The 20,825-nt window shown below is 61.3% G+C and carries 21 protein-coding genes; 12 read left to right on the top strand and 9 right to left on the bottom strand.

Annotated elements, in window-relative coordinates; translation table 11 throughout:
* The first annotated feature begins 8 nt into the window (after window positions 1–8).
* Window positions 9–1,067 carry a glycosyltransferase family 4 protein gene (locus tag HX899_RS11385; RefSeq protein ID WP_138330428.1) on the top strand — a complete coding sequence of 353 codons (1,059 nt, stop codon included), beginning with the start codon at window positions 9–11 and terminating at the stop codon, window positions 1,065–1,067.
* Window positions 1,068–1,140: 73 nt separating this feature from the next.
* Here HX899_RS11385 and HX899_RS11380 read toward each other — a convergent pair whose 3' ends face one another.
* On the bottom strand, window positions 1,141–2,475 hold the full coding sequence (locus HX899_RS11380) for a dicarboxylate/amino acid:cation symporter (protein WP_181292472.1): 1,335 nt from the start codon (window positions 2,473–2,475) through the stop codon (window positions 1,141–1,143).
* 225 nt (window positions 2,476–2,700) lie between these two features.
* Between HX899_RS11380 and HX899_RS11375 the strand changes: the two genes are divergently transcribed.
* A complete protein-coding gene (locus HX899_RS11375; protein WP_181292471.1) occupies window positions 2,701–4,569 on the top strand; it encodes an ATP-binding protein in 1,869 nt (622 codons plus the stop codon).
* Window positions 4,570–4,573: 4 nt separating this feature from the next.
* Window positions 4,574–5,920, top strand: coding sequence for a sigma-54 dependent transcriptional regulator (locus HX899_RS11370; protein WP_180193696.1), 1,347 nt, complete (start codon window positions 4,574–4,576; stop codon window positions 5,918–5,920).
* Window positions 5,921–5,951: 31 nt separating this feature from the next.
* On the opposite strand, the gene HX899_RS11365 is transcribed toward HX899_RS11370, so the two are convergent.
* Window positions 5,952–6,419, bottom strand: coding sequence for an Lrp/AsnC family transcriptional regulator (locus HX899_RS11365; RefSeq protein WP_003541645.1), 468 nt, complete (start codon window positions 6,417–6,419; stop codon window positions 5,952–5,954).
* Between the two features lie 230 nt (window positions 6,420–6,649).
* Between HX899_RS11365 and trxB the strand changes: the two genes are divergently transcribed.
* From trxB to HX899_RS11335, 6 genes are all read left to right on the top strand, one after another.
* Entirely contained in the window at window positions 6,650–7,624 is a 975-nt protein-coding gene (gene trxB / locus HX899_RS11360) for a thioredoxin-disulfide reductase (RefSeq protein WP_181292470.1), read from the top strand.
* Window positions 7,625–7,646: 22 nt separating this feature from the next.
* Entirely contained in the window at window positions 7,647–8,543 is an 897-nt protein-coding gene (locus HX899_RS11355) for a LysR family transcriptional regulator VtlR (RefSeq protein WP_018446649.1), read from the top strand.
* A 554-nt stretch (window positions 8,544–9,097) separates the two neighbouring features.
* Window positions 9,098–9,391, top strand: a complete 294-nt coding sequence (locus HX899_RS11350; protein ID WP_138330423.1) for a helix-turn-helix transcriptional regulator — start codon at window positions 9,098–9,100, stop codon at window positions 9,389–9,391.
* Between the two features lies 1 nt (window position 9,392).
* Window positions 9,393–10,559 carry an MFS transporter gene (locus HX899_RS11345; protein ID WP_138386949.1) on the top strand — a complete coding sequence of 389 codons (1,167 nt, stop codon included), beginning with the start codon at window positions 9,393–9,395 and terminating at the stop codon, window positions 10,557–10,559.
* Between the two features lie 24 nt (window positions 10,560–10,583).
* Entirely contained in the window at window positions 10,584–11,708 is a 1,125-nt protein-coding gene (locus HX899_RS11340) for an alkene reductase (protein ID WP_180193695.1), read from the top strand.
* 74 nt (window positions 11,709–11,782) lie between these two features.
* Complete coding sequence (locus HX899_RS11335) at window positions 11,783–12,583, top strand: aminoglycoside phosphotransferase family protein (protein ID WP_138386947.1); 801 nt, start codon at window positions 11,783–11,785, stop codon at window positions 12,581–12,583.
* On the opposite strand, the gene HX899_RS11330 is transcribed toward HX899_RS11335, so the two are convergent.
* Window positions 12,580–13,602: an NAD-dependent epimerase/dehydratase family protein gene (locus HX899_RS11330; protein ID WP_138386946.1), complete on the bottom strand. Its 1,023-nt coding sequence runs from the start codon at window positions 13,600–13,602 to the stop codon at window positions 12,580–12,582. The two genes, HX899_RS11335 and HX899_RS11330, sit on opposite strands and share 4 nt — an antisense overlap.
* Before the next feature lie 94 nt (window positions 13,603–13,696).
* Between HX899_RS11330 and HX899_RS11325 the strand changes: the two genes are divergently transcribed.
* The gene (locus tag HX899_RS11325) at window positions 13,697–14,623 is read left to right on the top strand and encodes a LysR family transcriptional regulator (protein WP_181292469.1); all 927 of its coding nucleotides are present in this window, start codon (window positions 13,697–13,699) and stop codon (window positions 14,621–14,623) included.
* Window positions 14,601–15,116, top strand: coding sequence for a GrpB family protein (locus HX899_RS11320; RefSeq protein ID WP_181292468.1), 516 nt, complete (start codon window positions 14,601–14,603; stop codon window positions 15,114–15,116). Before HX899_RS11325 ends, HX899_RS11320 begins: the two co-directional genes overlap by 23 nt.
* Here the strand turns inward: HX899_RS11320 and HX899_RS11315 are convergent.
* Window positions 15,113–15,400: a DUF2188 domain-containing protein gene (locus HX899_RS11315; RefSeq protein ID WP_003541669.1), complete on the bottom strand. Its 288-nt coding sequence runs from the start codon at window positions 15,398–15,400 to the stop codon at window positions 15,113–15,115. The genes HX899_RS11320 and HX899_RS11315 overlap by 4 nt on opposite strands.
* 231 nt (window positions 15,401–15,631) lie before the next feature.
* Here HX899_RS11315 and HX899_RS11310 point away from each other — a divergent pair, with 231 nt between their 5' ends.
* A complete protein-coding gene (locus HX899_RS11310; protein ID WP_181292467.1) occupies window positions 15,632–16,729 on the top strand; it encodes a calcium:proton antiporter in 1,098 nt (365 codons plus the stop codon).
* A 96-nt stretch (window positions 16,730–16,825) separates the two neighbouring features.
* Here the strand turns inward: HX899_RS11310 and HX899_RS11305 are convergent, their stop codons facing one another.
* The 5 genes from HX899_RS11305 to HX899_RS11285 form a co-directional block, all read right to left on the bottom strand.
* The gene (locus tag HX899_RS11305) at window positions 16,826–17,695 is read right to left on the bottom strand and encodes a 3-deoxy-manno-octulosonate cytidylyltransferase (protein ID WP_138330415.1); all 870 of its coding nucleotides are present in this window, start codon (window positions 17,693–17,695) and stop codon (window positions 16,826–16,828) included.
* A 46-nt stretch (window positions 17,696–17,741) separates the two neighbouring features.
* Window positions 17,742–18,728 (bottom strand): glycosyltransferase family 8 protein, encoded by a 987-nt coding sequence (locus HX899_RS11300; RefSeq protein ID WP_138330414.1) that lies wholly within the window; start codon window positions 18,726–18,728, stop codon window positions 17,742–17,744.
* A gap of 100 nt (window positions 18,729–18,828) precedes the next feature.
* The gene (locus HX899_RS11295; RefSeq protein WP_138387481.1) at window positions 18,829–19,215 is read right to left on the bottom strand and encodes a type II toxin-antitoxin system VapC family toxin; all 387 of its coding nucleotides are present in this window, start codon (window positions 19,213–19,215) and stop codon (window positions 18,829–18,831) included.
* A gap of 2 nt (window positions 19,216–19,217) precedes the next feature.
* Complete coding sequence (locus tag HX899_RS11290; RefSeq protein ID WP_011652922.1) at window positions 19,218–19,478, bottom strand: type II toxin-antitoxin system Phd/YefM family antitoxin; 261 nt, start codon at window positions 19,476–19,478, stop codon at window positions 19,218–19,220.
* A gap of 101 nt (window positions 19,479–19,579) precedes the next feature.
* Entirely contained in the window at window positions 19,580–20,782 is a 1,203-nt protein-coding gene (locus tag HX899_RS11285; RefSeq protein ID WP_181292466.1) for a pyridoxal phosphate-dependent aminotransferase, read from the bottom strand.
* Window positions 20,783–20,825 lie beyond the last annotated feature (43 nt).

Here is a 20,825-nt window from a genome sequence, read left to right as displayed (position 1 = left end):
CCCCTCCCTTGCCCGATATCCGTGACGTCGAGATCATTGCGCCCAATTTCAAGCGCCGGCTCTCCGGCGTCACATCGACTATCGTCCAGCTCATCCCATGCCAGATCCGGCTCGGCATCAAGATCGCGACACTCGGGCCCGGCCTGCCGGAGGACCTGCCGAAACTTAAGGGGCGGCAGCTCCTCGGCCTCTGGCGCCCGCCGGCGCGCCGGCGCCAGCGCGTCTGGCACGCTCGCCGCAACAACGAGATGGCGGTCGGCATCCTGCTGCGCCATCTGTTGCGCATGCCGCTGAAGCTTCTCTTCACCTCGGCCGCGCAACGCCGGCACACCGCCTATACGAAATGGCTGATCCGTCGCATGGACGCCGTCATCGCGACTAGCGATCGATCCGGCTCGTTCCTCGAGGTGCCGCACACGGTCATCCAGCACGGCGTCGACCTTGCTCTGTTCCATCCGCCGGAAACGGCGGAGGACGGCATCGCCGCCACCAGCCTGCCGGGCCGCCATCTCATCGGCTGCTTCGGCCGCGTGCGCCATCAGAAGGGCACCGATCTTTTCGTCCAGGCGATGATCGAACTGCTGCCGCAGCACCCCGACTGGACGGCGGTCGTCTCCGGCCGGGTGACGACCGAACACACGGCATTTGGCGACAAACTCAAGGCGGATGTCGCGGCCGCCGGGCTCAGCGACCGTATCCTCTTCCTCGGCGAAGTGCCTGACATCAAGGTCTGGTATCGCCGCCTGACGCTTTACGTCGCCCCTTCCCGCAACGAGGGTTTCGGCCTGACGCCGCTCGAAGCCATGGCCTCGCGCACTGCGGTGGTGGCATCGGACGCCGGCGCCTATGCCGAGCTCATCGTCACGGGCGAGACGGGCTCGGTCGTCGCCGCCGGCGATGTCGAGGCGCTGACGCGGGCAATCGCGCCCTATATCGCAGATCCCGCGCTGGCGATCGCGCATGGCGAGAATGCGCTGCGGCATGTCAGGGCGAATTTCGCGCTGGAGAAAGAAGCGAGCGCGATCGGCGCCATTTACAACAGCCTTTTCGGCGACAATCGCAGCTGAGGCAGAAAAGAGAAACGGCCCGCTGGATGACGGGCCGTTGAAAGAATTTTAGGACTGCGGACAGTTCGGTCAGTTATTCAGCCGGCTGCAGCCCGGCAGCGGGAGCACTCTCCCCGGTCTGGCCGCCCAGTGCGGCGGCGAGCTGCACCGTATCCAGCTCGTTTTCCCAACGTGCCACGACGATCGTCGCAACCGCATTGCCGACGAGGTTGGTCAGCGCCCGGCATTCCGACATGAATCGGTCGATGCCGAGGATGAGCGCCATGCCGGCGACCGGTACGGAGGGCACGACGGAGAGCGTCGCGGCAAGCGTGATGAAGCCGGCGCCGGTGATGCCTGCGGCACCCTTCGAGCTCAGCATCGCCACTAGCAGCAACAGGATCTGATCACCCCAGGAGAGATGGATGCCGGTTGCCTGAGCAATGAACAAGGCAGCCAGCGTCATGTAGATGTTGGTGCCGTCGAGATTGAAGGAATAGCCCGTGGGGATGACGAGGCCGACGACCGAGCGCTTGCAGCCGGCCTTTTCCATCTTGTTCATCAGTCCCGGAAGGGCAGCCTCCGAAGACGAGGTGCCGAGGACCAGCAGCAGTTCTTCCTTGATGTAGCGCAGCAGCGCCACAATCGAGAAGCCGTTGTAGCGGGCGACAGCGCCGAGAACGACGAGGACGAAGAGCAGAGAGGTGATGTAGAAGGTGCCGATCAGCATGGCGAGGTTGGCGATCGATCCGACGCCGTACTTGCCGATGGTGAATGCCATGGCGCCGAAGGCGCCGATCGGGGCAGCCTTCATAAGGATGGCGACGAGCTTGAACACGGGCGCCGTCAGGGCATTGAGGAAGTTGACGACCGGTTCGCTCTTTTCGCCGACCATGGCGAGCGCGATGCCGAAGAGCACCGAGAAGAATAGCACCTGCAGAATGTCGCCATCGGCGAAAGCGCCGACGATCGTCGTCGGGATGATGTTGGTCAGGAAACCGACGATGCTTTGCTCATGCGCCTTTGCGGCGTAGCCGGCGACGGCGGCCGGATCCAGCGAGGCCGGATCGATGTTCATGCCGGCGCCGGGCTGGACGACATTGGCGACGATCAGGCCGATGATGAGCGCCAATGTCGAGAATGTCAGGAAGTAGAGCATCGCCTTGCCGGCGACGCGGCCGACCTTCTGCAGGTCGCTCATGCCGGCAATGCCGGTCGCAACCGTCAGAAAGATGACCGGCGCGATGATCATCTTGACGAGCTTGATGAAGGCATCGCCGAGCGGCTTCAGCTGGGTGCCGAATTCAGGATAGAAATGGCCGAGAAGGATACCCGCAGCGATAGCCGCGAGAACCTGAACGTAAAGATGGCTATAAAAGGGCTTCTTGCCCTTGCTGCCTGCGATTGCATCGAGTGGTGCTGCGATCATGATGTCCTCCTAATGGCTCGTCCGGAACGAACTCCGGCCTCCCGAGCCGTTCGCTTCAAGTCCAACAGCTCAGCCGTTGTTGCCCCATTCTTCGCAATCGCCGTGCCAGTTTTGCGCCGACTAGCCAACAAGTTGAATTTATTAATGAAAAATTTATTTTGCTGCTGACGGGTCATTAAGTAATGCGGAAATCCGCACAAATCCATTTGCGTCTCGTGCAGAAAAATGCACAAATCCGCCATGTCCGTGTCGCAGAAATTGTGGCCTCCCCTACCCGTGCAACACCGCATCCGCCGGATGTGGTGGGCCTATGCCGTGCTCGCCCTTGTCGCTGTCGTCGCAAGCCTCTGGGCCAGCGGCGAGATCGGCCGGCACCGGGCGGAGGCTGCCCTCGAGGAACAGGCCCGCATGGATGCGAGGCTGAATGCGGCGTTGCTGCGCACGGTTCTTGAAAAATACCGGGCGCTTCCCTTCGTGCTGTCGCAGGATACCGCGATCGCCGCGGCACTGGCAGGCAGCGATGTCGGCACGTTCGAGCGGCTCAGTCAGAAGTTGGAAATGCTGGCAGCGGGCACCAAGGCCGCCGTCATCTATGTCATCGACAAGGACGGCATGGCGGTTTCGGCCAGCAACTGGCGCGAGCCGACGAGCTTCGTCGGCAATGACTACCGCTTCCGGGAGTATTTTCAGGGGGCCGTCGAACGAGGACAGGCTGAGCACTTTGCGCTCGGCACGGTCAGCAAGAAACCGGGTCTCTATATCTCCCAGCGGATTTCGGGCAGCAATGGCTTGCTGGGTGTCGTTGTCGTCAAGGTCGAATTCGACGATGTCGAGGCGGATTGGAACGCCTCGGGGACCCCGTCCTACGTCGTTGACGAGCGCGGCATTGTCCTCATAACCAGTCTTCCGTCATGGCGGTTCATGACGATCGGCCGGATCGCCGAAGACCGGCTGACAGCGATCCGCGAAAGCCTTCAATTCGGCGCTGCGCCACTTCAGCCTCTACCGCTCGACCCCATCAGGAACCTCGGCGACAGCCTTGATGTCGTTGAGATCGTCATGCCCGGCGATGCAGGGAAAACCAGGTTTCTCGATGTCGGGATGCCGGTTCCCGCAACTGGATGGCAGTTGCAGCATCTCGTGGCGCTCGGGCCATCCGTCGATGCGGGAATTCGCGAATCCCGCATGCTGGCATTGCTCATACTCCTGCCGCTGTTAGCCGGAGCAGCCTTCCTGTTGCGCCGTCGCCATGCGATCACCCTGCGAATCTCTCGAGAACAGCAAGCGCGGGAGGAACTGGAACGGCGTGTGAGCGAGCGCACACTGGATCTCAGCCAGGCGCGGGATCGGCTGCAGGCTGAAATCATCGGCCACAAGAGCACGGAGCAGAAGCTGCAGGCGGTGCAGCAGGATCTGGTGCAGGCCAATCGGCTGGCTATCCTGGGGCAGGTGGCCGCCGGTGTCGCCCATGAGATCAACCAGCCGGTGGCAACCATTCGTGCCTATGCGGATAACGCCCGCACCTTCCTCGAGCGCGGCCAGACGACGCCTGCCGGCGAAAATCTCGAGAGCATTGCGGCGCTCACGGAGCGCATAGGTTCGATCACCGAGGAGCTGAAGACCTTTGCCCGCAAAGGCCGCGGCAGCGCCGAACCAACCGGATTGAAGGACGTCATTGAGGGCGCGGTGATGCTGTTGCGCAGCCGGTTTGCCGGTCGCATGGATACGCTCGACATCGACCTGCCGCCCGACGAACTGCAGGTGATGGGAAACCGGATTCGTCTCGAGCAGGTGCTCATCAATCTGTTTCAAAACGCTCTGGAGGCGGTGGCGCCGAAGGCCGGAGACGGTCGCGTCGAGGTCAGAACATCCACCGATGCAGGGATGGTAACGGTGACGGTCGCCGACAACGGCCCCGGCATCCCGCCTGATATTCGCAAGGGCTTGTTCACGCCGTTCAACACCTCGAAGGAAAGCGGCCTCGGCCTTGGCCTCGTCATCTCCAAGGATATCATCGGCGACTACGGCGGCCGGATGGAGGTTGCAAGCGACAGCGACGGAACCCGGTTCATCGTTCAGCTGAGGAAGGCTTAAGGTCATGGACATACCGATGCCCGTTGCGCTGATCGATGACGACAAGGATCTGCGCCGCGCCACCACCCAGACGCTCGAACTCGCCGGATTTTCCGTTTCCGCCTATGACGGTGCAAAAGCCGCGCTGGCGGACCTGCCGGCGGACTTTGCCGGCCCCGTCGTCACCGATATCCGCATGCCGGAGATCGACGGACTGCAACTTTTCGCCACGCTGCAAGGCATGGATGCCGACCTCCCGGTGATATTGATGACCGGCCACGGCGATATCCCCATGGCCGTTCAGGCGATCCAGGATGGTGCCTATGATTTCATCGCCAAACCCTTCGCAGCCGATCGGCTCGTCCAGAGCGTGCGTCGCGCAAGCGAGAAGCGGCGGCTTGTTCTGGAAAACCGCATGCTGCGGAAGGCAGCCGAAGATGCGCAGGAGAATTTGCCGCTGATCGGCCAGACGCCTGTCATGGAAAACCTCAGAAACATTCTTCGCCATATTGCCGATACCGACGTGGACGTGCTCGTCGCCGGGGAAACGGGCAGCGGCAAAGAAGTGGTTGCCCAGCTCCTGCATCAATGGAGCCACCGCCGGAAGGGCAATTTCGTGGCGTTGAACTGTGGCGCGCTGCCCGAAACCGTCATCGAAAGCGAACTGTTCGGCCACGAGGCCGGCGCCTTTACCGGCGCCCAGAAGCGCCGCACGGGCCGCATCGAACATGCAAGCGGCGGCACGCTTTTCCTCGACGAAATCGAAAGCATGCCGGCCGCCACGCAGGTCAAGATGCTGAGGGTGCTGGAGATGCGCGAGATCACGCCGCTCGGCACCAACGAGGTGCGTCCGGTCGATCTTCGCGTCGTCGCGGCGGCCAAGATCGACCTCGGGGATCCCTCGGTGCGCGGCGATTTTCGCGAGGATCTCTATTACAGGCTGAATGTCGTGACGATCTCCATACCGCCGCTGAGAGAACGCCGCGACGATATTCCGCTGCTGTTTTCGCACTTCGCCGCGCGCGCCGCCGAGCGCTTCCGTCGCGATGTCCCACCGCTTTCACCTGATGTGCGGCGGCATCTCGCCTCGCACACATGGCCGGGCAATGTCCGCGAGCTCTCGCATTATGCCGAACGCGTGGTGCTTGGCGTGGAAGGCGGTGGAGCGGCAGCGGTCCCTCCGCAGCCGACGGATGCGACGCTTCCCGAACGGCTGGAACGCTACGAGGCGGAGATCATTCGCGACGCGCTGTCGGCCAATGACGGCGACGTCCGCCGCACCCTCGAGGCGCTCGGCATTCCGAGAAAGACGTTTTATGACAAACTTCAGCGCCACGGCATCAACCGGGGCGGCTATATCTCGCGCAAGTAGTTGGCGATGACGGTCTATCTGCCGAGTGGCTTTAGACTTCCACTAGGCCCAGCTTCTTCACCTGCCGGATCGTCAGCATGGTGCGCACGGTATCGACATGTTCGTTCGCCGTCAGCACCTCGATAACGAAATCCTGGAAGCGAGTGAGATTCTCCGCCACGCAATGCAGCAGGAAATCGCTGTCGCCGGAAACCATCCAGGCCTGGCGCACCAGCGGCCATTCGGCGGTGGCAGCGGCGAAGGCTTTGAGATTGCCTTCCGACTGGTGCTTGAGGCCGACCATGCAGAAAGCGACGAGGTCGAAGCCGAGCTTCGGGCTGTTCAGCATCGCGTGGTAGCCCTCAATGATGCCGGCTTCCTCGAGCTTGCGCACCCGGCGCAGGCAAGGCGGCGCCGAGATGCCGACGCGATCGGCGAGCTCCACATTGGTCATGCGGCCATCGGCCTGCAGTTCCCGGAGGATCTTTATATCGATGACGTCGAGTTCCGCACGACCCACATCATTGCCTTTCTTTAATTCTCCGCGGGGAGCTTCTATATAAAGCCGCGGAATACGCAAGAAAGTTTCACGCCGCTGACGGATTCTTGCACATCCGGGTGATTTGCCTTGTTGGTAACGCAAGGCTGCCCTTGAATAAAAGCATTGGACGTTCATAAATGGCGCAGGGACGCGAAGCGGCCGCAATTGCTATCTAGCTGCCGCCCTCCTGCCAGTCGAAAGGAAATGACATGCCCGCCCGCCATACGAAGGTGCTCATCATCGGTTCCGGACCTGCAGGCTATACCGCCGCGGTCTATGCCGCGCGCGCCATGCTGAAACCGGTTTTGATCGCCGGTCTCGAACAGGGCGGCCAGCTGATGATCACCACCGATGTCGAGAACTATCCGGGCTTTGCCGATCCGATCCAGGGTCCCTGGTTGATGGAACAGATGCTGCAGCAGGCAAAACATGTCGGCGCCGAGATCGTCAACGACTTGGTGACCGAAGTCGACATGAACCAGCGCCCCTTCGTCGCCCGCACCGACAGCGGCCAGGTCTGGACCGCCGATACGCTGATCATTGCCACCGGCGCCAAGGCCAAGTGGCTCGGCATTGAGAGCGAGCAGCATTTCCAGGGCTTCGGCGTTTCGGCCTGCGCCACTTGCGACGGTTTCTTCTATCGCAACAAGGATGTGATCGTGGTCGGCGGCGGCAACAGCGCCGTCGAGGAGGCGCTCTATCTCTCCAATATCGCGAAGTCGGTGACAGTAGTGCATCGCCGCGACTTTTTCCGAGCCGAGAAGATCCTGCAGGAACGCCTGTTCTCCAAGGAGAACATCAAGGTTCTGTGGAACACCGAAGTGGCTGAGATTACCGGCACGCCGGCCAAGCCGCCGATGCCGCAATCCGTATCCGGCGCGCGCCTGCGCGACGTCAGAACCGGCACGATCACGGACATGGTGATCGATGGCGTCTTCGTCGCCATCGGCCATGCTCCGGCAACCGAGCTCTTCAAGGACAAACTGAAGCTGAAGGACAATGGTTATCTCTGGACCGCGCCGGATTCGACTGCGACCAGCCTGGACGGCGTCTATGCTGCGGGCGACGTGACGGATGATACGTTCCGCCAGGCGATCACTGCCGCGGGCCTCGGGTGCATGGCAGCACTTGAAGCCGAGCGATATCTGACGGGCCACATGCCCGTCGCCGTGGCCGCGGAGTAAGATCGGCATGAGGGGTGGGGGAATGCCATTGGATTGGGACAAGCTGCGTATTTTTCACGCAGCTGCCGAGGCGGGTTCGTTCACGCATGCGGCGGATAAACTGCATCTGTCCCAATCCGCCATCAGCCGCCAGGTCAGCGCGCTGGAGCAGGATGTCGGCACCAAGCTGTTTCACCGCCATGCGCGTGGCCTGATTCTGACGGAACAGGGCGAACTGCTTTACCGCACCGCCCATGACGTGCTGCTGAAGCTCGAAACCGTGAAGATGCAGCTCACCGAGACGACCGAGACGCCATCCGGCAAGCTGCGCGTCACGACGACGGTCGGCCTCGGCCAGGGCTGGCTGACCGACAAGATCCAGGAGTTCCTGCAGCTCTATCCCGATGTGCAGATCCAGCTGATCCTCGACAATGAGGAAGTGGATGTGAACATGCGTCATGCCGACTGCGCGATCCGTCTGCGTCAGCCGCAGCAATCCGACCTCATCCAGCGCAAGCTCTTCACCGTGCACATGCACGTCTATGCGGCCCCGTCCTACATCAACCGTCACGGCGAGCCGCAGAAGGTCGAGGATCTCGACAATCACCGCATCATCACCTTCGGCGAACCGGCGCCGAGTTACCTGCTCGATGTCAACTGGCTTGAGGTCGCCGGCCGCTCCTCCGACAACAAGCGCATCCCGCATCTGCAAATCAACAGCCAGACCTCGATCAAGCGGGCCGCGCTGCTCGGCATCGGCGTCGCCTGCCTGCCGGATTACATCGTCGGCCGCGACCCAGGCCTGATCCAGCTGGCGATCAATGCCGACGTCCCCTCCTTCGACACGTATTTCTGCTATCCCGATGAGATCAAGAACGCCGCCAAGCTGAAAGCCTTCCGCGATTTCATCGTCAGCAAGGCCAGAAACTGGAACTTTTGAGCCCGGTTTTATTGATGAATTGCCGACTATGCAGAACACGCATGACTGGCATGCACAAATGAGGGTTGCCGTTTGCCCAATAAACCACCATATCGCTCATAGCTGATGCACATGGTGGCTTTTCCTCCCAGTTCCACCGCATTAGCTGTTCCCCTCTGGAGGTTTTTGACCTTCACACTTATAAGGGCCCTGGTTTTCCAGTGGCCCTCTTTTTTTGCCTTTCTTCCTCAGCGAAATGCCGCACCGCAAAAAATTTGTGCGGCGCATAGCAGACATGCACAAAAAAGCATTGAAACCTGCTCAAGGAAGCACCATATCCCTCTCAGCTGATGCATCTTGTGGTTTCTCTCCCAGTACCACCGCATTAGCTGTTCCCCTCTGGAGGTTTTTTGACCTTCACAATTATAAGGGCCCTGGTTTTCCGGTGGCCCTCTTTTTTTGCCCAAATTTTGCTCATTCAAGAAAATCCATCGCCTCACGCCTCCGTGATTTGCATATCGAAGCCTGACGATCGATATATCGGCCAGACACGATTTATAGTTCGGCGAACCACGATGGACAAAGACGAAATTATCAAGGCGCTCGCCCATCCCACCCGGATGGACATTCTGAACTGGCTGAAAAATCCCGAGGCGCATTTCCCCTCGCAGGAGCATCCTTTCGAAATGGGCGTCTGCGCCAGCCAGTTCGAGCGCTGCGGCCTGTCACAGTCGACGGTCTCGGCTCATCTCGGCACGCTGCATCGCGCCGGCCTCGTCACTACCAAACGCGTCGGCCAGTGGATCTTTTACAAGCGCAACGAAGAAACCATCGCCGCTTTCCTCAAGCAACTGACGCAGGACCTTTAGAATGCCCCTCGCCCTCCTCGTTCTTGCCTTGAGCTCGTTTGCGATAGGCACCACCGAATTCGTCATCATGGGTCTGTTGCCGGAGGTCGCCGCCGATCTCTCGGTCAGCATCCCGCAGGCCGGGTGGCTGGTGACCGGTTATGCCCTGGCGGTCGCGATCGGCGCACCTGTAATGGCGATTTCGACTGCGAAGCTGAAGCGCCGCACCGCCCTGATTGCGCTGATGGCCTTCTTCATCGCCGGCAACCTGCTGTGCGCTCTGGCGAGCGACTACTGGGTGCTGATGATCGCCCGTGTCGTGACAGCACTCTGCCACGGCGCCTTCTTCGGCATCGGCTCGGTGGTCGCCGCCGGCCTCGTTGCCGAAGACCGCAAGGCCCGCGCCATCGCGCTGATGTTTACCGGCCTGACACTTGCCAATGTTCTCGGCGTGCCGCTCGGCACTGCGATCGGCCAGGCTTATGGCTGGCGCGCCACCTTCGGCGTCGTCACCGTCATCGGTATCGTCACCATTCTCGGCCTGATCGCCATCCTGCCCAGGGACAAGCAGCAAGAAAACGGCAGCATCCTGCGCGAGATCGCAGCACTCAGGAATGGCGGCCTGTGGCTGGCACTTTCCACCACCGTCTTCTTCGCCGCCTCGATGTTTACCCTCTTCACCTATATCGCGCCGCTACTGCGCGACGTCACCGGCGTTTCGCCGGAAGGCGTCACCTGGACGCTGTTCCTGATCGGCCTCGGGCTGACCATCGGCAACCTCGTCGGCGGCAAGCTTGCCGATTGGCGGCTCGGCGCGACGCTTGCCGGCGTCTTCGCCGCGATCGCCATCACTTCGATCGCCTTCAGCTATACGAGCCGCTTCTTCATCCCGGCTGAAATCACCCTCTTCCTCTGGGCGATGGCAAGCTTTGCTGCCGTACCGGCGCTGCAAGTCGGCGTCGTCGGCTTCGGCAAGGGCGCCCCGAACCTCGTCTCGACGATCAATATCGGCGCCTTCAACACCGGCAATGCGCTCGGCGCCTGGGTGGGTGGCCTGGTCATCGACGCCGGCTTCGATCTCACCCGCGTTCCGCTCGCCGCAGCCTTGATGGCCCTGATCGGCCTTGGCGCGACAGCGCTCACCTATCTCTCCGCCAGGGGCCGGGCCGCCCTTGCCCCTGCCGAGTGATCCTCCGCAAAAGAAAGGACCATCATGGCCAAGCTTTTCGAACCCACGAAAGTCGGCGACATATCCGTCAAGAACCGCATCGTCATGGCGCCGCTCACCCGCAACCGCTCGCCGGGCGCAATCCCCAACGACCTCAACGTCGAATATTACCGTCAGCGCGCTACCGCTGGCCTGATCATCACCGAAGCAACCGCGATCACCCATCAGGGCCAGGGTTATGCCAACGTGCCTGGTCTCTACAGCAAAGAGGCTCTCGACGGCTGGAAGCGCGTGACCGACGCCGTTCACGCAGCCGGCGGCAAGATCGTCGTCCAGATGTGGCATGTCGGCCGCATCTCGCACACGACGCTGCAGCCGAATGACGGCAAGCCGGTTTCTTCGACCAACCGCGTCGCCAAGGCCAAGACCTATCTGGTCAATGCCGACGGCACGGGCAGCTTTGCCGACACCTCCGAGCCGCGCGCGCTCGAAACGGCCGAAATCCCCGGCATCATCGAGGATTACCGCAAGGCTGCCCGGGCGGCGATCGACGCCGGCTTCGACGGTGTCGAGATTCACGGCGCCAACGGTTACCTGCTCGACCAGTTCATCCGCGACGGCGTCAATGACCGTACTGATGCATATGGCGGTTCGATCGAAAATCGCACCCGTCTGACCTTCGAAGTCGTCGATGCCGTCGTGAAGGAAATTGGCGCCGGTCGCACGGCGATCCGCATCTCGCCGGTGACGCCGTCCGGCGAAAGCTACGATTCCAATCCGCAGGCGACCTTCGCAAATGTCGTCGAAGGACTGGCCAAATACGACCTCGCCTATATCCATATCGTCGAAGGCCAGACCGGCGGCGACCGCGACTACAAGCAGGGCGACAATCCCGCCTTCGATTACAAGGCACTTCGCCAGACTTATGAAAAGGCCGGCGGCAAAGCCGACTGGATGGTCAACAATGGCTACGATCGCGATCTGGCGATTGAAGCCGTCGAGGGCGGCCGCGCCGATCTCGTCGCCTTCGGCAAGCCTTTCATCGCCAATCCCGATCTCGTCGAGCGCCTGGTACACAATCTGCCGCTCAACACGCCCGAACAGTCGACCTTCTATGGCGGCACCGGCAAGGGCTATATCGACTATCCCATTCTCGAAAAGGTCGCCTGACCTTTCACACGCCAACGCGAATCCCGCCGAAAGGCGGGATTTCCATCTTCGACGCGTTTTTGTAGGGTGCCGCCATGTTTGCTCCCTATCTTGATCGCTGGTCGCTGATATCAGACGGCGACCCCATCATCACCCACTCCAGCCGCCTCCTGCCGGTCCTCTGGCAGGACAGGCCTGCCATGCTGAAAGTGGCGGCCGATATCGACGAACGATACGGCGCGCTTCTGATGCAGTGGTGGGACGGTGACGGCGCAGCCTATGTCTATGCCCATGAAGGTGATGCCGTGCTGCTCGAAAGGGCGACGGGAAAACGCTCGCTGCTTGCCATGGCCATGAACGGCGAGGACGACGAGGCAAGCCGCATCCTCTGCGGCACGGCGGCACGGCTGCATGCGCCTCGCGAAAAACCCCTTCCCGATCCCATCCCCCTTACCCGCTGGTTCCGCGATCTGGAGCCGGCAGCAGGCAAGCATGGCGGCACGCTTGCCGATTGCTCGGCGATCGCCAACATCCTCCTTGCCGATCAGCGTGATGTGACCATCCTCCACGGCGACATCCACCACGACAATATCCTCGATTTCGAGGCACGCGGCTGGCTGGCGATTGATCCGAAGCGGCTGTACGGCGAACGCGGCTTCGATTTCGCCAATATCTTCGCCAACGAGGAATTGCCTGTCATCACCGATCCCGCCCGTTTTCGCCGCCAGCTCGCCATCGTCTCAGCGGAGGCGAAGCTGGAGCCGAAGCGGCTGCTGCAATGGGTCGCCGCCTATTCCGGTCTTTCCGCCGCCTGGTTCCTCGGCGATCCGAATATTCAGCAGGCAGAAACGGCCCTGACGGTCGCCCGGATCGCGCTGGCCGAACTCGAGAGCTAACCCGCGTTCTGCGACGGGTGGCCGATAAAGGCAACTGCCGTGTCACGATGCGGTTCGGGCAGGCAGCCGAGCGCCACGAGCGAAGCCCTGACCGCCTCGTCGATCGGTGTCTGCGGTTCGCTGGCGAGTTCCGCCGTAAGCCTGGTATTCCGCATCCGCACCGGCACCTTCCAGAGATAGCGCATCTCCTTGATCTCCCGCATCACAGGAATAAAGGGCGCCGCCAGCGGCACGATCCACCAGGGAAAGCCACCGATCTTCGCCTTGCCGCCGGCGACGCGCTTGATTGCTTCGGCCATCTGCATACCGTCCGCATCCCAGAAGCCCTCCATGTGATAGACGGCGAAGGCCGGCAGCCGATCGGCCCGCTCGACGAGCTGGGCGATGGTTTCCGCCATGTCGGGCAGGTAGACCCATTGATGACCGATGCCGCGCCGACCCGGGTTCCTGATCGTGCCGACCGGCTTGCCTGGGGTCACGAGACCGGACGAAAACCAGCTATTGGCCGTCGTGCCTGGGCCGAAGAAATCCCCCGCCCTGACAATGATGACGCCGGCGCCGGACTGTGACGCCGCCTTCAGCCGCTTCTCCATTTCGACCCGGATCGCCCCCTTCTTCGTCACCGGATGCTGCGGGCTTTCTTCCGTCGGCGCCGGCAGAGCATCGGGCCCAAAATTATAGACGTTGCCCGGCAGCACGATGCGCACGCCGACAGCGCGAGCAGCGGCGATGGCATTGTCGAGCATCGGCAGCACCAGCGTTTCCCAGTCGCGGTAGCCGGGCGGATTGACGGCATGGACGATCAGGCCGACGCCTTCAGCCGCCCTCAGGACGTCACCGGCATTCATCGCATCGCCCTGCACCCATTCGAAAGCCGACTCGCTCCTCGACGCCTTGGCAGCATCACGGTTAAGCGCCCGAATGCGCCAGCCGCGCGCAAGCAGCTTGCGGGCAACCGCGCTGCCGATACCGCCGGTTGCGCCGAGAACCAGGGCCGTCGTCTTCATTTCACTGCTCATGACAATCATCTCCTTCGATCGGATGAGAGGATCATGCCATCAGAGCGGTATAAACGAAATTGACGAAAGAAATACATCTGCTATACAAAAATATATGAGCGAGGAACCGAGCTGGGATTTCTACCGCAGTTTTCTGACTGTGCTTCAGCAGGGGTCGCTTTCGGCCGCCGCCCGCGAACTGGGGCTGACCCAGCCGACCATAGGCCGCCATGTCGATGCACTGGAACTGGCGATCGGCGCCGAACTCTTCACCCGCTCACCGAATGGCCTGCTGCCGACCGACGCCGCACTGGCGCTGAAGCCCTATGCCGAAACGCTGGCGGCAACCACCGCCGCCCTTTTGCGCACCGCATCCGGCCAGCGCGAGCGCGTGGCGGGAACGGTCAGGGTCAGCGCCAGCGAAGTCATCGCCGTCGAAGTGCTGCCGGCGATTCTCGGACCGCTGCAGGAGACCTATCCCGAACTGCAGATCGAACTCTCGGCATCCGATATGATCGAGGATCTGGTGAACCGCGAGGCCGATATTGCCGTGCGCATGGCCGAGCCGCAGCAGGCTGCACTCGTCGTGCGCCGCATCGGCGATATCCCCCTCGGCTTTCATGCCCATCGCCGCTATCTCGAACGACACGGCATTCCGCAAACCCTGGCCGACCTCGCAAACCACCGGCTCATCGGCTTCGACCGGCAGACGGCCTATGTCCGCATGGCGATGAAACGCTATGCGGTGCCCGGCATCAATTTCTCCTACAGAACCGACAGCAATCTTGCCCAGCTTTCGGCGATCCGCGCCGGCGTCGGCATCGGTCTCTGCCAGATCGGACTTGCCCGAGGGAACCCTGACCTTGTCCACGTCCTGCCCGATGCCTTCGCCATTCCGCTCGGCACGTGGGTGGCGATGCATGAGAGCCTGAAGACTTCGCCGCGCTGCCGTGCCACCTTCGACGCGTTGGTCAAGGGCCTGCAGGACTATCATCGATATTCGACCTGGCGGGAACGAGATGGCAACGCACAATCCGGTTGAACTCGCGCCCTATGATCCGCAATGGCTGCAAGCCTTCCAGCGCATCCGCGGCAGGCTTCTGGCTTTGCTGCCGCAGGCGCTCGCCATCGATCACATCGGCAGCACGTCCATACCGGGCATGATGGCCAAGCCGCTTATCGATATCGACATCGTTCTTCCTGGCCTGGGGCATATCGAGGACGCCACACGCGTGCTTCTGGCCGAAGGCTACGAGCCGCGCGGCAACCGCTATGACGACGATGTCTGGGCTTTTCTATCGAAAGGTTCGGTGCCGGCAGAACGGGTCTACCTTTGCCCTTCCGGCAACGGCACGCATCGAAACAGGCTGGCTTTCCGGGATTATCTCATCGCGCATCCACATGCGGCGGCCGATTATGCCGCACTCAAACGCAGGCTGGCAGCCGAATTCCGGATGGACGGCGACGGCTATACTGCGCATAAGCGCGAATTCGTCGATGCGATCGTCACGCGGGCATTGGCGGGAGATGGTTAGCTTCCGATGCCTTGCGAGGCCTCGGCCGTGCGATCCTTCCACTGGCCGTCCACCACCTCGGTTTCCGGCCGGTCGCCGCCTTCGGCATATTCCTCATGCCACTTGCCGTTCTCGTCCTGCCAACTGATCTCGGCGGAATCGCCGCCGACCTGCTGTTCGGCCGCGACGATGCGCGCAGCTTCGAGCGCCTCGGCATGGGTCGGGAATGCCTCGGAATAGACACCTCCCAGCCTGTAGGCCCAGCCGCCGTCATGCGGCACGACTTCGTAGACCACCTTGATCATGCATCCGTCTCCTCATCTTCTTGTTGCGCATTCGCACGCTTCCGGAAAAGATCCGGATCATCGCGGCCGCTTGACGAGAATTCGAGGACGCCGCGATCTGCTTTTCGGCCCCGATGACGTTCAGTATTCCATTAAACGCCGAAGACTGCAAATGGCACTCGACCGGAGCTTTCTTGATATGCGAAATCAGTGACTTAGATAGAACGCATGAATCGGGACAGGAGCTAAGGCTTGGGGATCGCGTCACGCCTTAAAGAGGAAAAGTTTTTGGTCGCCGCACTTGTCGTTGCAGCGATCGCCTATTTCTTGGAACACGCGGTGATCGAGATGGGGCGCGGCGTCGCACTGATTGCCGCCGCTGGCCTGGTCGGCACCATCGTACTCGCCTCGATCCGCGTGGCCCATCATGCCGAGCTGCTCGCCGTCAAGGTCGGCGATCCCTATGGCACGATGATCCTGACGCTCTCAGCCGTCGCCGTCGAAGTCATCATCCTCGCCATCATGATGGGCAGCGAGAGCTCGCCGACGCTGGTGCGCGACACTATCTATTCGGCCTTGATGCTCGATATCAACGGCATTCTCGGCCTGGCCGCTCTGCTCGGCGGCCTCAAGCACGGCGAACAGCCCTACAACGACAATTCCGGCAAGACCTACGGCGTGATGATCCTCACCGCCATGGGCATTTCGATGATCGTGCCGGAATTCGTGCCCAGCGACAAATGGCACTATTATTCCGCCTTCACCATCGTCGCAATGATCGCGCTCTACGGCCTCTTCCTGCGCATGCAGGTTGGCCAGCACAGCTATTTCTTCAGCTACAGCTATCCGCGCTCCGAACGGAAGAAAGAAAGCCCGGATGCGCATGGCCCCGACGGGTCGGCCGCGATCTCGATCGCCACCATTCTCGCCGGCGTCGTCATCATCGGCCTGCTCGCGGAGTTCATGGCGGCCTTCATGACCGAAGGCCTGCGCGACAGCGGCGCGCCGATCGCCGTGACCGCCGTCGTCGTCGCAGCGATTTCGGCCGCCCCCGAGATCCTGACCGCGTTGAGAGCAGCACTCAGGAACCGCATGCAGGCGACGGTCAACATCGCCATGGGCGCCTCGCTGTCGACGGTCATTCTGACGGTGCCCGTCATGGAGGCGATCGCGCTCTATACCGGCCAGCCCTTCATCATGGCGATGACCCCGGTACAGACGGTGATGGTGGCGATCACGCTGATTGCCGCCGCGATCAACCTCAACGACGGCGAGACCAACGCCATCGAGGGCATGACGCATTTCATCCTCTTCGCCACCTTCGTCATGCTGACTGCGCTGGGGCTTTGAAGGCTGCGCCTCCCCGACAAGAGCAGCTATCCGTGCACGTAGCGTCAACTCACAGAGCGGCCTGCCAGCCCCACCTTTTGAGGAGAGCTTCGACAGTCATTCCTTCGACTTTTCGAGGAAACGCTGCTTGCGGGTTTTCGGCTTGAAGCGCCGGAAGAAACCCTCGATGGCGCGGATGGATTTGGTGACGGACATGAGCCTGTCGATCTGGCTATTTGCGTTGTGGAGCCGCTCCGACAGGACTTCGGCCGCCGTCATCGCGATCTCGATCGGCGGCACCTGTGGAAACCGTCTGGCAATTGCCGCATAGGGGCTAGCGTCCACGCCGCCCATCATCGAGATCGTGCCCATCCGTGCAAAGAGACGCAGGAAGATCTGCTCGAACGTCCAGTCGTGCACGTCGAAGACCTTCCACTTCTCGCTCCTCTTCGCCGAAAAGCCGGCAAGCAGGATCTTGCCCGGCAGTTGCAGCTCGGCGAGCCACAGCGCCACCGCAAAACCACTCGTCGCGATCTTGCCCACCGGGTAGAGATCGACGAGCATTTTCGTCAGATCAAGGTGACGGGTTTCAGCGCCTTCGAAGCGGCCCTCTTCGCTGAAGTTTTCCTCCGGGGAAACGCGAATGTTGACGACGCCCAAAAAATCGTCGCCGGCAAAGAAGCGCAGGACATCCGCCGCCTCGCGCCTGTGGACGATATTGGCGCCCATCACGCCGCTGCGGGCAAACAGCACCGCATGGCCGGCGAAGGGTTCGTCGAGCACCTTATAGACATTGTTGAAGAAGACGTAGAGCGCCGTCTCCGGCAATTCGCTTCGCAGCCGTTTGAAGTCGACGGCTTCGCTGTTTGCCACCAGCACGACGTGGGAATAATGCGACAACAGCGCCTTCCACGCCTCCGGCGTCAGAAAATTGAAGCCGCTATCCGGGGCGGCCATTGTCTGCGTGTCGCTGGGGATTGCTTCCATATCGGCTCACATGCACTTTCCAAGGACGATGCGCTTTGCCGCCCCACTAGCTGTTGCTGAAATAAGCGCGTGTCCGTGCCAGCCGCGCCAGCCCGCCGATCCGCTTTCCCAAATGCGAAAGGAACCCCGCGATCCGGCCCGTCATCGACGGCTGCCTGCAGAAGGAAGCCCATGGCGTATTGGCGAGATCCTCGGCATAACGCTTGGCCATCCGGCGATGCACCCACGGCACAGTCGCCTGCCACGGCTTTTTCCGGCCGGTGAAATGGATGATCGCCGGCTGGCCGACGAAAGGCAGGAGGCCGGTCTGCGTGTTCCAGCGCGGATCGAGCACCAGCCAGTCGCCATCGAAAGTGACGTTCAGCGCATCCTGGTCGTTATTCTCGAAAAGATGCGACCGCTCCTCGAAAATCTCCCGTGTCCTGGCAAAAAGCCCCCTCGACCGACAGGCCGACCAGTCGAACAGCAGCACGCCCGCATTGAAATAGCGGCCGCCCTCGCCCATGCCGATCTTCCGCTGCCGTGCGCCGGCCTTCTCGGGAAAGGCCATGACATAATCGTCTATGGCGGCAAGCGCCTTGCCCTGCAAATCCATGGCGAAGATGTCGTCGACCGGCGCAACCGCAAGCACATCGGCATCGAGATAAAGCAGGCGCTCGACATGATCGGGAATGTGCAGATCCATGTAGAGCCGCGCGAGCGTCGCGCCCGACCAGCGACCCCGCGCCTGCAGCGCCGTATCCGGCGTATTGTAGGGCAGCACCTTGATAGCCATGCCGTGCAGCCGAGCGAAATTTCCGACCTCGGCGATCTCGTTCGGCTTGAGGTCGATGCCGAGAAGCAGAAACTCAACAGTGGAACCTGAGAGATTGCGCTTGACGGAAAGCAGGGTGCAGCAGGCGGCCGGCAGCATGTTGACATCCGAACAGACGATCACGGCACTCTGCTGCAAAATCCCGGCCTCCCGAAGCGGCGACTTAAACTGATGCCGGATATCTAGTTGGTTTGATGCCAACCCGCAACCGCAGATCACCCGCCAAAACGTCCCTCTGCGTCACGTTTTGAATCGGAATTCAACGACTTGCGAGGTAAAGCGGATTCAGATGAGGAGCATATTGAATCGGAACGTGAACTTAGAGCCGCAGCGCCAATGGATGATCAACGAGCAGCCGGTCGACTGTTGCAAGCTGCAGCCCCTCGACCTTGCATTGCGCAAGCAGCAGGCGATCGAAGGGATCGCGCGTCTCCGGCTCGGAGTCGGCGGCGGTGATGACGTGCGCGATATCGATGGGCAGGATCGTCAGCCCGGTGCCCTGCAGGTAGGCTGGAATAACGTCCAGGGTTAGTCCCGGCTGCAACTTGCCAAGTCGTGTCTTGATCGCGATTTCCCAAAGGCTTGCGACGCTGACGAAACCTTCGGTCGCAGCGTTCAAAAGCACGCGTTGGACATCAGGAAAACGGTCCGTCAGCTTTCGTTGGACGATTGCGATGACCATATGCGTGTCGAGTAGCACACGCATGATCACGGCAGCGGCTTGAGAAGGAAATCTTCCGGCAACGGATCGTCGAAGTCGTCGGCGATATACATCTCCGTCCGCGTGATACCCTTGGAACGAAGATAGGCTTCGCCGGCCTCCAGGTTCAAACCGCCGCGTTTTTGATGCGGCACGAGATCGAACACCGGCCGGCCGTTGCGTGTCACGACAATGGTTTCACCTTCCTCGACCTCACGGGCGAGTTCGGTCAGGCGGTTCTTCGCATCACGGATCGAAACGGTCTTCATGAGGGTAAATGTAGCTACATGCAGCTACATCGTCAACGTCGCCGTAAAGAAAAAGGCCCGCCGTCGCCAGCAGGCCTTCGATTGGTGTTTTTGAGAACCGCTTACTTGCAGGCGCCGCAGAAGCGCTGGATGCGGCGGCAAGCTTCCTCGAGCAGCTCTTCCGAAGTCGCGTAGGAGATGCGGAAGTTCGGGCCGAGACCGAAGGCCGAACCGTGAACGACGGCGACGCCTTCCGTTTCCAGAAGCTCGGAAACGAAATCCTCGTCCGTCTCGATCACCTTGCCCGACGGAGCCGTCTTGCCGATCAGGCCCCTGCAGGACGGATAGACGTAGAAAGCGCCTTCCGGCACCGGGCAAACAATGCCCTTGGCCTGATTCAGCATGGAAACGACGAGATCGCGACGGCCCTCGAAGATCTTCTTGTTCGCAGGGATGAAGTCCTGCGTGCCATTCAGCGCTTCGACAGCCGCCCACTGGGCAATCGATGTCGCACCCGAAGTCTGCTGACCCTGGATCATGTCCATGGCCTTGATAAGCTGGATCGGACCGGCGGCATAGCCGATACGCCAGCCGGTCATCGCATAGGCCTTGGAGACACCATTCATCGTGAGCGTGCGGTCGTAGAGCTTCGGCTCGACTTCCACAGGCGTGACGAACTTGAAGTCGCCATAGGTCAGGTGCTCGTACATGTCGTCGGTCAGCACCCAGACCTGCGGATGTTTCATCAGCACATCCGTCAGCGCCTTCAGCTCGTCCTGCGTATAGGCCGCCCCCGTCGGGTTGGACGGTGAGTTGAAGATGAACCACTTGGTCTTCGGCGTGATCGCCTTTTCGAGATCGGCGGCCTGGAGCTTGAAGTTATGCTCCTGGGTGGCCGAAACGAAAACCGGTGTGCCGCCGCACAGCGCCACCATCTCAGGATAGGAAACCCAGTAAGGCGCCGGGATGACGACTTCGTCGCCGGGGTTCAGCGTCGCCATGAAGGCGTTGAAAAGGATTTGCTTGCCGCCGGTGCCGACGATCGTCTGCTCCCAGGAATATTCGAGGCCGTTCTCGCGCTTGAACTTGGCGGCGATCGCCTTGCGCAGTTCCGGGATACCGGAAACCGGCGTGTACTTCGTCTCGCCGCGGTTGATCGCGTCGATGGCGGCCGTCTTGATATTATCGGGCGTATCGAAATCCGGTTCACCCGCGCCAAGGCCGATGACATCACGTCCTTTTGCTTTCAGCTCGCGCGCTTTCTGGGAGACGGCGATGGTGGCTGAAGGCTTCACACGGGAAAGAGCATCGGCAAGGAAAGCCATGATAACGGTCCTAATGGTTGAAACGGGCAGAAAGCCGGGACCG

It is taken from the genome of Rhizobium sp. WYCCWR 11146, assembly GCF_013591995.1.
Taxonomy (GTDB): domain Bacteria; phylum Pseudomonadota; class Alphaproteobacteria; order Rhizobiales; family Rhizobiaceae; genus Rhizobium; species Rhizobium indicum.
Note: the sequence above shows the minus strand (reverse complement) of the source record. Positions and strands in the feature narration are given on the sequence as shown.

Coding starts and splice junctions, on each gene's coding strand:
- trxB (WP_181292470.1), top strand. CDS start 6,650: ATGCCCGCCCGCCATACGAAGGTGCTCATCATCGGTTCCGGACCTGCA.
- HX899_RS11350 (WP_138330423.1), top strand. CDS start 9,098: ATGGACAAAGACGAAATTATCAAGGCGCTCGCCCATCCCACCCGGATG.
- HX899_RS11340 (WP_180193695.1), top strand. CDS start 10,584: ATGGCCAAGCTTTTCGAACCCACGAAAGTCGGCGACATATCCGTCAAG.
- HX899_RS11290 (WP_011652922.1), bottom strand. CDS start 19,478: ATGAAGACCGTTTCGATCCGTGATGCGAAGAACCGCCTGACCGAACTC.
- HX899_RS11325 (WP_181292469.1), top strand. CDS start 13,697: ATGAGCGAGGAACCGAGCTGGGATTTCTACCGCAGTTTTCTGACTGTG.
- HX899_RS11375 (WP_181292471.1), top strand. CDS start 2,701: ATGCACAAATCCGCCATGTCCGTGTCGCAGAAATTGTGGCCTCCCCTA.
- HX899_RS11335 (WP_138386947.1), top strand. CDS start 11,783: ATGTTTGCTCCCTATCTTGATCGCTGGTCGCTGATATCAGACGGCGAC.
- HX899_RS11370 (WP_180193696.1), top strand. CDS start 4,574: ATGGACATACCGATGCCCGTTGCGCTGATCGATGACGACAAGGATCTG.
- HX899_RS11320 (WP_181292468.1), top strand. CDS start 14,601: ATGGCAACGCACAATCCGGTTGAACTCGCGCCCTATGATCCGCAATGG.
- HX899_RS11305 (WP_138330415.1), bottom strand. CDS start 17,695: ATGGAAGCAATCCCCAGCGACACGCAGACAATGGCCGCCCCGGATAGC.
- HX899_RS11355 (WP_018446649.1), top strand. CDS start 7,647: ATGCCATTGGATTGGGACAAGCTGCGTATTTTTCACGCAGCTGCCGAG.
- HX899_RS11285 (WP_181292466.1), bottom strand. CDS start 20,782: ATGGCTTTCCTTGCCGATGCTCTTTCCCGTGTGAAGCCTTCAGCCACC.
- HX899_RS11380 (WP_181292472.1), bottom strand. CDS start 2,475: ATGATCGCAGCACCACTCGATGCAATCGCAGGCAGCAAGGGCAAGAAG.
- HX899_RS11295 (WP_138387481.1), bottom strand. CDS start 19,215: ATGCGTGTGCTACTCGACACGCATATGGTCATCGCAATCGTCCAACGA.
- HX899_RS11330 (WP_138386946.1), bottom strand. CDS start 13,602: ATGAGCAGTGAAATGAAGACGACGGCCCTGGTTCTCGGCGCAACCGGC.
- HX899_RS11345 (WP_138386949.1), top strand. CDS start 9,393: ATGCCCCTCGCCCTCCTCGTTCTTGCCTTGAGCTCGTTTGCGATAGGC.
- HX899_RS11315 (WP_003541669.1), bottom strand. CDS start 15,400: ATGATCAAGGTGGTCTACGAAGTCGTGCCGCATGACGGCGGCTGGGCC.